The sequence below is a fragment of the Niallia sp. Marseille-Q9988 genome (assembly GCF_976954375.1).
In genome coordinates this window covers 18,720-31,134 of record NZ_CDRJSZ010000004.1, presented here as the reverse complement: position 1 = coordinate 31,134, position 12,415 = coordinate 18,720, and the positions used below count along the sequence as shown (strand labels likewise).

Here is a 12,415-nt window from a genome sequence, read left to right as displayed (position 1 = left end):
GATAAAAATGGCATTATTTACTTTAGAAAATGTATCTGTCGCTTATGAGAAGAAAAATATATTAGAAGATTTTAATTTAAGTATCGAAAAAGGGCAGCTTGTTTCCTTATTAGGTCCCAGTGGCTGTGGAAAAACAACAACCCTTCGCTTGATTGCTGGGTTTTTAGAAGCAAGTAATGGAAAATTTATTTTCCAAGATAAAGATTATACGAAGGTTCCTGTGAACAAACGGAACTTTGGCTTTGTTTTTCAAAACTATGCCCTATTCCCCCATCTTTCCATCTTTGACAACATTGCGTACGGCTTGCGCTTACGTAAAATTAGCAAAAAGGAAATCGAGAAACGTGTTCTTACTATGCTGGAAATCGTTAATCTAAGAGGATTCGAACAACGGTTTCCTGGAGAGCTATCTGGCGGACAAAGACAACGCGTGGCAATTGCGAGAGCTTTAGTTATCGAACCCGACATTCTATTATTTGATGAGCCATTAAGTAATCTAGATGCAAATCTAAGAGTCAATATGAGAGTCGAAATACGCAGAATTCAACAAGAACTAGGAATTACGACTGTTTACGTATCCCATGATCAAGAGGAATGCTTCTCTATTTCCGATCAAGTTGCGATTATGAATAAAGGGATTATTGAACAATTAAGCGACCCTGCGACCATTTATAAATATCCAGAAACGAAATTCGTCGCTGACTTTATTGGCTTTAAAAACTTTATTTCTTTTGATAAGCGAATAGATCACAAAGATTATATCGAACTTGAAAAAGCTGGATTGGTATTTACGATAGACCGTCATGAACATATGGAAAATCTAAATAAAATGATTGGTGCAATCCGTCCCGATGATTTCATCATGGAGCAAAGCACAACAGCTATTCCTACAAATGGGATGACTGGAACAATCAAAATCACAACATTCCTCGGTAGAAGCTATCAATATGTTGTGCAAACCGCTCTAGGTGATTTTACAATCAATAAAGAAATGGTCCAGCCATTTAAAAATGGACAAGAAGTAACGGTGATTATTCCAAAGAATCAAATGGTCCTTGTGGAATAGAGGAGGGTTTTTCATGCAAGTAGATACACTTGTATTAAATGGAACGGTGTATAACAGTTATTTTAAACAATTTAGAAAAGAAAATATTGCCATCAAAGATGGAAAGTTCTTTTATATCGGAAAAAAAGGCAAAGACTATTTCCAAGCAAACGAGATTGTTGATGCGAATGGAAAATTTATTGTACCAGGCTTAATTGATATTCACTTGCATATCGAAAGTACAATGGTAAGCCCTGCGACTTTTTCCTATGCTTTAATTAAAAATGGGGTAACAACGATTGTTCCAGAACCACATGAAATGGCCAATGTGTTTGGCATTGTCGGTGTGAAAGAAATGATAAAAGCAAGTAAAAATGAAATAGTCGATATGTTTTACGGCATTCCAAGCTCTGTTCCTGCAACTTCTATGGAAACAACAGGCGGTGCAATTGAAATAGAGGATATTGAAGAATTACTGCAGACAGAATCAATTAAATGCTTAGGAGAAATCATGAATTACTATGATGTTCTCACAAAGCCTGATTGCAAAACCAATCAAATCCTCGCATATGTTCGCAAGCACTATCCAGAACTAATTATCGAAGGACATGTACCAAAGCTATTGGATGATGAGCTACAAGGAATCGCATTTGCCGGAGTAGGCTCTGATCACACGCACCAAACAGTCGAAGGAATGAAAGAAAGAATCGCAATCGGCATGTTTTTAGAAATCCAAGAGAAATCAATGACTCCAGAAGTAATCGATTTTCTCATTGCAAATCCAGTAAAAGAGCATTTTTGTTTTGTGACAGATGATGTGATGGCAGATTCACTTCAAAGAAGAGGTCATTTAAATGTATTGCTAAAGAAGGCTATTTCAATGGGAATGTCTTATGAAGATGCGATTTATGCATGTACTTATACTCCTGCCAAGCGAATGAGAATGTACGACAGAGGTGTCATTTCACCAAGTAAAACAGCTGATTTTGTAATAGTTAGCAATTTGGATGAATTTTCTATTGATGCTGTTTATAAAAATGGCGAAAAGGTCTTTGATCAAAAACTACCATATGTACAGGATGCTGTTTCTAAACAATTCCCTGCATCCTTCTATGAAAGTGTGAAGCTATCTCCATTAAATGCAGAAAACTTCGAGATTCAAATGGATACAGACAAAAAGAATGTGACCGTTCGCACCATTCATGTACAAAATGGCTCCACTTTTACAGAAGAAAAACAAGACACACTGCCTGTCCATGCTGGTAGATTACAATGGGCAGATAGCGTTTATAGTTTAGTAAAAACCTTTGAGCGCTATGGGAAAAATGGAAATGAAGCATCTGCATTAATCGGTGGAGACATCCTAAAACGAGGTGCTGTCGCGACTACCTACTCCCATGACAATCATAACCTATTAGTTGTAGGGAAAAATAAAAAGGACATGCAGATTGCTGCAAATGAAGTCATTAAAAACCAAGGTGGTATCTGCTGTGTGCATAATGGAGAGATCCTTTCGATGGTCCCATTACCAGTCGGAGGCATCCTCTCTGAAGAACCATTAGAAGTGATTGCAGGGCAAGTTGAAGAATTAACACTCTCTTTAAAATCGCTAGGCTACGGGCATTACAATGTAATCATGTCCCTCAGCACCCTTTCCCTTCCAGTAAGCCCAGCCTTAAAGATAACAGATTATGGGTTAATTGCGGTAAATGAAGGAAAAGTTGTTTCATTTGAGGTTTAAGGGAATTGGAGTTATTGTGACAAAGGATAACTTCTGTTGTACTTTTGTGATTTTACCCCATATCAATTTTCAAGAGAGTTCTCATGACTTTGAGAACTCTTTTTTGCGGTCTTTTTTCTGTAGAGATTTAGATGATTCTATATTAATTCAGCTATCCTTCTCTTCTTACATTCATGAATAATTACTCTTTCGTACTAAGACAAACTTCAGATTACATATATTGTTAGAAAATACATGGAGGGATGCGAATGCAAGTTGATGGGATTCTTCTGGACAACGTGCAATTTACTTCAATACAACCTATTTATTTAGAAGAAATTTCAAAAAGTAAATTAAATAAGCTAGTACGCATTCTTAATGCTGGTGATTACTTAACTAGTTATATGATTCTCGAAAAAGATCCAGTAGAAAATTTTTATTGGCTAGTAGGAGGATATCCAGAATATCTAGCATACAAATCTCTAATGAATAACAAAAAAACTTCTAGCTACATCCCTTGTATTATTCGCAATTATACTGATACAACCGAACAAAGAATAACATTACTCAAAAGAATGTTCCATCACCAGGTCACCAAATGGATGGATAAACATCAATTAATCGCAGAATTAATAGATCAAAATAAATCTACTAAAACAATTGCCAACAAACTAGGAATTAGTGAATCTCTTGTAAAATCTTATTTCATACATCCTGATATTCCAAAGGATATTATTCAGCTAGCAAAAAAGAATCATGGAAGCTTTATTAATCTAGAAAAAATTCGGAGACTTCCTCTTAGCTCCTGTATTCAATACAATTTATTTAAACAAGCTGTATTAAAAACTCGCCATCCAAACCGACTAACTACGGATAAACTTGAAAAAATAAAATGGTTAATTCAACTTGATGACTTTTTTGAGCTAGCAATAGATGCCCAGTGGAAACTTATTCAAAAGGCAATGAAGTATAAAGATCTTCTAAAGCATTACTGGAGAAACGATATTGAAAGAATTCTAGATAAGAATAGAGAGAACCTATCATCAAATCTAGCACTCTACAATGCTACAATTTTTATTAACGATTCAACTGTATCTAATTTCGTATCTTAAAATGTATGGGTTAGGAAATAAGATTCAAAATGAATATAAACCCGAGAACAATTATACGGAGATGTTAATAAAAATCCCTATAATTGTTTGCGTTTATAAATTATTAAGAAAAGACGATTTTAGGATATCACCTGCAAACAGAATGCACTTCACTTTCCATAGGGCTTCCCTTATGCCTCCCACTTGAAATTATTGGAATATCAACTTTCAAGCCGTTTTATGACTCCTTATTGCGACTATATAGGTCACTGAAAAAGTATAGATTTTCCAAATTAAATAAGGATTTATTTATATGAGAGCAAATATTAAGTTGGTTTGGAGAGGCGATAGCTCGACTCCTATGGGAGCAGCGAGAAAGTCCGAGACCCTGCAGGAACGCAGTGACGAAGCGGCTCGGCGCTCGCCCCATGGAAAGCGAGCTGTCGCCTCGGAAAACAAATGAAATACCTAAATTTAAAAGTCAGCCACCAACAATTATAATGATATTGCAGTTTTTCAGTGGTCTCCTTTTAGTCGAGAATGCTTAGGTTGCTCCTCTACTCATCTAGTGTCTGTTTCGCAATGGAACGAATTGGTTTCTCGACTTGTTTTTTTAAACAAAAATAACCATATCTAAATATCTAAAATTAGCCATTATTTATATAGAGATTGTTCGACTTTAACCATTCTATATTTTGTTTTATCACAGCCTTTTACTCTTATGTATAAATTCATTTTTCTTCTTACCAGTAAATACCCAATAAAGTTAACAACTCTTCCAAAGAATCAATAATAGTTCCCCGTCACTATAGCCTTCCAATAATATAAGACAGTACTTTCTCGTTCTTCTATAAAAAGCAGAATAACCTTCCTATGTTTCCATCCAATTAATTGCTATAATGGAAATAAAGTTAAATATTACTTAAATTACATATATGTATTGGTGATGATCTAATGAACAGAATATTATGGGCTACTTTTATATTTATTGTATTATTTTCAGGATTGGCAATAATTGGTGCAGCAGAAATGTTAAATCAATCCGCTGTCAAAGGCATTTTCTCGATTTTACTTTCCATTTTTATTATTTTTCTATTAGATAGCTTTTTACATTTACTCTCTAATAGAGAAACTAGTTGGAAAAAAAAGCATTATAAAAGCCTTTTAGAATGGATGGATAATGGAGGAATTGGGGATAAGAGGCTAGAACAAAGTCTTTTTAAGGACATCAAGCCAAAGTTTAATCTAATCGATAATCTCGAGCTTATCCAAGAGACATTTACAAAAATCGATAAGGAAAAAAGAGAACTATTACTAGCATACTTCAAGGCACAAAGAAACGCGGTCACTCTTAACACTACCTTTATGGCTATCTTTTCTACGATATTTAGTGGCATCCTTTTATACCTTATTCAAAATCCGGGACTATTTAACACAGAAGTAATGGGAAATGAAACATTCGATTTCATTGTAAAACTATTTACGTGGTTATTCTTTTTTATTATTGTGATGCATCATCTAGTCAAAATGAATAAGGGTACATCCACTAAAAATGAGCTATATATTGAAATATTAGAAAAACTATAAAAAACCTACCCATCAGTGGAGGGACCTTTAATCTCAATGATGGGTAGGTAATCCAATCAGACCTCTATGGACAATTAATTTCCCACCAATCTTCCTCGAATTTTCATTAGCAAAAGAGATTATTAACAGGAAAAAAAGCAAAGATACTATTTTACTATAAAAAAGCTACTTTCATTTTAAAACGGGGGAAATATGGATACTATCACACATACTTTATTCGGTGTCGGAATTTACCAAAGTGTTAATAAGGAACAAATGAGTAAAAAAGAAAAATATGCTCTTCTCCTTACCTCCATAGGAGCAAGTCAAATTCCTGATATTGACGTTATTTCACAACTATGGGATACCACTGGTCAATACCAAATGTGGCATAGAGGAATTACGCACTCTGTTTTTCTAGCTCCAATATGGGCATTATTGTTTTACATCATCAATCGTTATATTTTTAAAATCAAAGGAATCCAATCGTTCTTTATCGCACTTCTTGCCGTATTCATCCATAATACTAGTGATGTGTTTAATGCATGGGGAACAGGCTACCTTGAACCCTTTTCTACTGTTCGACTAACCTTTGGAACAATTCCAATCGTTGATTTAGTTATCTGGTTTATCTTTTTACTTGCTTTTGTCGCGACTAAGATTTATCCAAAAGTAAAGACACATCTATTATTCCGCATCGGTTGGATATTAATTGTGCTCCATATCGCCCTTCAATCTATACAAGGCTCTATTTTATACAAATATTATCAAGAAGATTATCAAGATCTAGCACTTTCCGCCAGCTTTATCCCATGGCACTTTACTATTGTTGGCAAAAATGGTGATACAGTAGATATAATTAATGATTCTCTTCTATCAAATGCTGAATTTGTGGAGCGAATTACCTCTAGCAATAATGTTGATCTTGATTTGTTATTTGCAGAAAATCCTGCTGCAGCTACTCTATATCAATGGTCACCATTTGTTGTAGTAGTAGAGGATAATAATAGAATTGGTATATATGACCCACGATTTTACCGTAACGGTGAATCTTTTTTAGGGGAGTATTTGGAAAAGTAGTTTCTTTTTTCTCTCTGACATTGTTTTCTGCCCAAAGACCAATCAGTAATAGAAGTTCCGAGTTCCTCACTGATTGATCTGATTTTACCATTATTATGCTTCTATTAAAAATATATCAAAATAATTAAAATATTATTGACGTATACAAGAACTGCTGAATCAACATCTATCAAATTATCAGAATGCAAAAAAAAGGGACAGCTCTTTCATTCTGATTCCCTTTGTCTATAACTTTGAGGCTTTTTATCTGTTTCTTATTTTCTAATTAATAGTGCTCCATGAGCGTTTACTATTTGTTCTTCCAATCGAATATCTTTTTTTCCCCACAAATCTCGCACTACTTTACTCTCCCCTATAAATCTATCAGATAAATCTCTGGGGATATCCAGATTAGCCTCACCTATATTAAAGAAAGCGACGTATTCCTCTTTGTCACTACGCCCTTCCCAAACAACCCAATTATCATCACGATAAATTTGTCGACGATAATTTAAGGTATGATACATATTTAATACTTCTTCATTTGTAAATAAGCTTAAAGTAAAACCATCAATATCTGGCAATGTTCCTCCATACATTAATGGAGATTGAAAAATGGTCCATAAACTCATTAACAAATACTGTTCGTCCTTTGTAAACCTTGTCCAGTTATCTCCCCCGCCTCCATCAACAGCACGAATCCCAATATGACCTAATGGCAACATATCACAATCTGGCCAATTTCCTTTTCGAACATAGGAAACCCACTCTGCTGCTCGATCAAACATACAATATAAAGCATCCCAGTGATCCCAAAAGTCATCCGTTAATCTCCACATATTAGCATGATCTTGCAAAAATGTTCCATTTTTTACTTGTGCTGGACCAGGTGATAAAGAAAGAACAATCGGTCGTTTTGTTTTGTCTATTGCTTTACGAATAGCCGCGATCTCTTTTTTATGGGCATCATCATATAATCTTGAATAAGCAATATCATCCACTTTAATGAAATCCACTCCCCAAGAGGCATAAAGCTCCATTAAAGAGTCATAATAAAGCTGTCCTTCTGGCAAATCAACGTTAACCCCATACATATCCGAGTTCCAAGGACAAATATTGTTCATGGCAATATCTCTATCCCGTTTATCTGTTCCCTTAATAGCAGTATTTTGATGAACAGCTTGCCGAGGAATTCCACGCATGATATGAATCCCAAATTTCAATCCTAATTGATGAATATATTCCCCTAAAGCCTTAAAGTCCTGACCCTGCTTAGAGGAAGGAAATCGATTCTCTGCAGGAATTAACCTTGAATATTCGTCCATATTTAACGGGAAAAATTGATTATACTTAGTCGATTTAGCTTCTGGCTCTGCCCATTGGATATCAACTACGATATACTCCCACCCAAACGGTTTCAAATGCTTGCTCATAAATAAAGCATGTTCTCTCACTTCTTCTTCTCTAACAGAAGCACCATAACAATCCCAACTATTCCAGCCCATAGGCGGAGTCTTAGCAAAATCTAAAAATGTCATATGTTTTTCACCCCAAAATATTTTGATAACGATTTCATTAACAATGATATTATAATAGAAGAAAAAAGGCTTAACCTATTTTTTAAATAAACGCTAAAAGAAAGATATTGTCGCATTTTTTATTTAGAAAGGTGATCATATGAGTATCTATAGAAAAGATTGTCGTTACGCAAGACTGACTGCATTTTATGCTCTTAATTTATCAAGTTTTAATATGGACACACATCAGCATTCTTCCTGCGAAATTATGTATGTAACAACTGGTAGTTGTGAAATAACAGTAAATGATCAAACATTTTTATTAAAGGAAAAGGAGTTTATTTTCCTTGATTCCTTCATTCCTCATAAATTATTAGTTACCCAACCCTGTACTGTACTAAATATTGAGTTCTCAATTGGATCTGAGGTTAGTGACTTTGATTTAGAGCCACTAAAGAATGCCTCTGAATCATATAAAGAAATTTCATTAACAAAGCCAATATGTATAGTATCGAACGATTCTCGAAGTTTAGGCTATGCTATTAAAGATTTAATTAATCTCATGACCAATACTCATGCTAAAACATCTGAATTTACTTTTTTAACAAATATTCTCTTTCAAAGAATGATACTGGAGCTATTTCACGCACTTACCATAGATAATAATGCAAAAGGAATGCGCTACATTAATAAGGCAATTACATTCATTCATGCTAATTTAGAAGACGACCTCAATGTTCCTAAAATAGCCGAAGAAGTGGGGATTAATAAGTCTTATCTCCACAAGCTTTTCAAAGATTATACAGGCTATTCTATTAATGAATTTATATCTAAAAAAAGACTTGAACGAGCCTGCTTTTTACTAATCAACTCAAATAAAAGGATAACGGAAATCGCCTTTCAAGCTGGTTTTAATAGCAGACAGTATTTCAGCAATACTTTTGAGAAACATTTTTCTATGTCTCCTCGAGATTACAGAAAGCTTCATGGACAGACTATTGAAAGTTCAACCATTAACGGTCAATTAAGATTAGATGGTAATAACAACTGGTTATTGTCTAAAATGAAGTAGGAAATAAATCATCTAAAAATATATTTGAGTTTAAATCATCACAAAATAAAAACAGTAGAAATAGCCTGGTCGCTTTTCTACTGTTTTTATTAAGAGAAAAGATTATTATCGGAACTGTCTCATCTCTCTTCTTATTTCACTAAGCTTTCGACAACATCGTCAATAATTTGCGTATTAGCAATTGGTCCAGAGTATAGCCAGCTTGTATCTGGTCCATATTCGTAGATATTTCCATTTTTCACAGCCGGGATATTAGACCATAAGGAATCTTTAAGTAATTCTGCTCCTTCTCCGTCACTGTTAATTAAGAATAAGTGATCTGCATCAAGTTGTGCTAATTTTTCTAATGAAATGGTGGACCAGTTACCTGTAGCTGTAGCTGAAATTTCTTTTACTACTTCTGGTACCTTCAATCCCAAATCTCCATATAGTACAGCGCCACTAGATACATTTTCTCCAACAATAAATAATTGATTAGAAACAAGCCAGATTGCTGCAGCTGATTCATCCTTTATGGATTCTTGAATTTTTGTTTTTGCCTCTTCAGCTTTTTGGTTATAGTCTGATAATACCTTCTCTGCTTCTTCTTTTTTCCCTACAACTTCACCAATTGTTTGTAATCTTGTGCGCCAATCATTATTATTTTCTTTGGCAACTACATACGTTGGAGCAATCTTCGCATATTGATCATATTTCGCCCCTTCCACTGCTGATGCGGAAGACATTAATACTAAATCAGGCGTAAAGCTAGATACTGCTTCATATGGTAGAGTTGAGTCAATTGTTGGAACTTCCTTTAAGTATTCTTGTAGGTAATCTTGAACTCCATTACCTTCTTGAATAGACCATTGAGCTACAGGTGTCACACCTAATGCTACTAAATCATCTTCCAAATAGGAGCCGATAATACTTTTAGGCTCTGCTGGAACCGTCACTTCATTTCCAATCGCGTCAGTTAGTGTACGTTCCGAAGATCCGTTCTCTGTATTGTCATTTTCTTCTTGACTATTATTATTTCCACATGCTGCTAGAACAGTGATAACCAGTAGTAAACAAATAAATAATATTGATTTCATGTTGCGATTTTTCATTATGTATCCTCCTAATTGGTTATAACTTGATTATAATTGAAAACGATTATCACTTTCAATATTAACATCGATTTCCAACTAATTTTATAGTAAAATTAGTTGATAAGTTTACCATCGTAATTTATTATTCGTCAATTTACATATTTTATTATCTCTATTTACCGGAAAGTGGGTTCTTCATGACTAAAAGCCATTCTTTAGAAAGTGATAAAAAGACAATATATAGACCAAAATCTGCAACATTAGTTCTCGGAATCGGCATCCTTTTCCTTTTAATTTCTATTTGTTTGTCCATTATTTTAGGCGTAGCAGACATTAATCTATCAACCGTTTTACAAGGAATTTTTCATTTTGATAGCACTTCAACCGCCCATCAAATCATTTATCGTTTGCGTTTACCGAGAGCACTTGCAGCCACTTTTATCGGCGCAAGTCTTGCTGTTTCTGGTGCAATCATGCAAGGGATGACGAGAAATGCACTTGCTTCCCCTTCTATTATGGGGGTTACTTCTGGTGCTATGTTCACGGTATCTATCGCATTTGCCTTTATCCCTGTCGTTTCTAATACAGTTATTATGCTATTTGCTTTTGTCGGTGCAGGTTTAGGCGCAGCCTTAGTTTTTTTAATTGGTGCTCTTTCAAAAAGAGGATTAACGCCTATGAAATTAGCTCTGGCAGGTACAGCCATTAGTGCACTTCTTGGGTCTATTTCAACAGGAATTGCCCTTCGTTTTGATGTCGCAAAAGATATTAGTTTTTGGTATGCAGGAGGAGTGGCAGGAGTACAATGGATTAATGTCCAATTGCTTATCCCTGTAGCAATTATAGGATTGATCTTGGCGTTTTTCATTAGCAAATCGATTACAATCTTAAGCTTAGGAGAGGACGTTGCTTCTGGTTTAGGGCAAAAGGTCGGTTTTGTAAAGCTATTAGGCACCATTGTAGTCTTGCTTTTAACCGGAGCTGCCGTTGCAGTCGGCGGAACCATCGGGTTTGTTGGACTTGTTGTCCCCCATATCGTTCGTTTTATTGTAGGATCAGATTATCGATTAATCATTCCTTGTTCTGCGGTCGTAGGTGCTCTTCTATTAGTATTGTCCGATGTAGTCGCCCGTTTGGTTCACCCTCCTTTTGAAACACCTTTAGGGGCAATCACCGCAATAATTGGAGTTCCTTTCTTTCTTTATTTAGCACGTCGAGAAGGGAGAGGTCTATAATGTTTCCTTCCAAATCAAGTAAGACTAAATTATTTATCGTTAGTACGATTCTTATTGTGGCGATTATTTGCGTATTCTTTCTTAGTCTAAATATGGGGACAATTAAAATTAGTCCGATTGAGATTATCGAGGCCTTTACAGGCAAAGGCTCCACCCAAACTTTTAATATTTTATATAATTTTAGGCTACCCCGATCAGTAATCGCGATTTTAATTGGAATCGGAATGGCTATTGCTGGGGCAATTTTGCAAGGAGTATCGAGAAATAGTTTAGCGGATCCAGGGATTATTGGTATTAACTCTGGAGCGGGTTTTGCCGTTATTCTTTATATCTTCTTTATTCAAGGAAGTGTTTTTCAAGTAGGACCTTTATCTGTTTATATTATGCCATTTTCCGCCCTTGTTGGAGCATTAATTGCTGCTGCATTAATTTATGTTATCGCTTGGAAGGATGGGGTTACACCAGTTCGTTTAGTATTGGTTGGAATAGGAATTAACGCTGCATTTGGTGCCTTGATTATTATTTTTCAATTGATGATGGATCCTCGCGATTTTACGCAAGCGACTATTTGGCTATCGGGGAGTATATGGAGTGCTAGTTGGAGCTATGTTCTTGCTCTTTTACCTTGGATACTAATTCTTGTTCCAATTGCTATAAGTAAATTTCAATCCATCAATTTATTGCAGCTAGGAGATAATCTCGCCAAAGGGCTTGGTGTATCCATTGAAAGAGAACGAGGATTACTTTTACTAATTGCTGTAGGACTTTCAGGCGCTTGTGTTTCTGTTGGTGGTGGGATATCCTTTTTAGGACTCCTTGCCCCACATCTAGCAAGAATGCTGGTTGGCCCAAAAAACCAACGTCTCCTGCCAGTTGCAGCTTTAATAGGAGCCCTTCTCTTATTAACATCAGATATAATCGCAAAAAGCCTAATGGTTGGCTCAGAAATCCCTGTCGGCCTTGTGCTCTCCTGCTTAGGAGCACCTTATTTTATCTATCTTCTTATTAAGGAGTAATAGTTATTAACTCTTTTTGGA

General features: G+C 35.3%; 10 protein-coding genes. 8 read left to right on the top strand and 2 right to left on the bottom strand.

The genetic code is table 11. The features are described from left to right. The first annotated feature begins 7 nt into the window (after positions 1-7). From ACWNMZ_RS07215 to ACWNMZ_RS07195, 5 genes are all read left to right on the top strand, one after another. Positions 8-1,066, top strand: a complete 1,059-nt coding sequence (locus ACWNMZ_RS07215; RefSeq protein WP_235252296.1) for an ABC transporter ATP-binding protein — start codon at positions 8-10, stop codon at positions 1,064-1,066. A gap of 13 nt (positions 1,067-1,079) precedes the next feature. After that, positions 1,080-2,786, top strand: coding sequence for an adenine deaminase C-terminal domain-containing protein (locus tag ACWNMZ_RS07210; RefSeq protein ID WP_349204987.1), 1,707 nt, complete (start codon positions 1,080-1,082; stop codon positions 2,784-2,786). Positions 2,787-3,034: 248 nt separating this feature from the next. Continuing rightward, positions 3,035-3,877 carry a ParB/RepB/Spo0J family partition protein gene (locus ACWNMZ_RS07205; RefSeq protein ID WP_349204988.1) on the top strand — a complete coding sequence of 281 codons (843 nt, stop codon included), beginning with the start codon at positions 3,035-3,037 and terminating at the stop codon, positions 3,875-3,877. A 933-nt stretch (positions 3,878-4,810) separates the two neighbouring features. Then, complete coding sequence (locus tag ACWNMZ_RS07200; protein WP_349205407.1) at positions 4,811-5,443, top strand: hypothetical protein; 633 nt, start codon at positions 4,811-4,813, stop codon at positions 5,441-5,443. Between the two features lie 192 nt (positions 5,444-5,635). Next, a complete protein-coding gene (locus ACWNMZ_RS07195; protein ID WP_109768520.1) occupies positions 5,636-6,502 on the top strand; it encodes a metal-dependent hydrolase in 867 nt (288 codons plus the stop codon). Positions 6,503-6,756: 254 nt separating this feature from the next. Here ACWNMZ_RS07195 and ACWNMZ_RS07190 read toward each other — a convergent pair whose 3' ends face one another. Then, positions 6,757-8,019 carry a glycoside hydrolase family 27 protein gene (locus tag ACWNMZ_RS07190; protein WP_449598512.1) on the bottom strand — a complete coding sequence of 421 codons (1,263 nt, stop codon included), beginning with the start codon at positions 8,017-8,019 and terminating at the stop codon, positions 6,757-6,759. A gap of 139 nt (positions 8,020-8,158) precedes the next feature. Here ACWNMZ_RS07190 and ACWNMZ_RS07185 point away from each other — a divergent pair, with 139 nt between their 5' ends. Continuing rightward, positions 8,159-9,070: a helix-turn-helix domain-containing protein gene (locus ACWNMZ_RS07185; RefSeq protein ID WP_109768518.1), complete on the top strand. Its 912-nt coding sequence runs from the start codon at positions 8,159-8,161 to the stop codon at positions 9,068-9,070. Positions 9,071-9,201: 131 nt separating this feature from the next. On the opposite strand, the gene ACWNMZ_RS07180 is transcribed toward ACWNMZ_RS07185, so the two are convergent. Continuing rightward, positions 9,202-10,161: an ABC transporter substrate-binding protein gene (locus ACWNMZ_RS07180; protein ID WP_109768517.1), complete on the bottom strand. Its 960-nt coding sequence runs from the start codon at positions 10,159-10,161 to the stop codon at positions 9,202-9,204. A 179-nt stretch (positions 10,162-10,340) separates the two neighbouring features. On the opposite strand from ACWNMZ_RS07180, the gene ACWNMZ_RS07175 reads away from it, so the two are divergent. Beyond that, complete coding sequence (locus tag ACWNMZ_RS07175) at positions 10,341-11,378, top strand: iron chelate uptake ABC transporter family permease subunit (protein ID WP_109768516.1); 1,038 nt, start codon at positions 10,341-10,343, stop codon at positions 11,376-11,378. Beyond that, positions 11,378-12,394, top strand: coding sequence for a FecCD family ABC transporter permease (locus ACWNMZ_RS07170; protein WP_031539881.1), 1,017 nt, complete (start codon positions 11,378-11,380; stop codon positions 12,392-12,394). The genes ACWNMZ_RS07175 and ACWNMZ_RS07170 overlap by 1 nt, the downstream gene beginning before the upstream one ends. Positions 12,395-12,415: the final 21 nt, after the last annotated feature.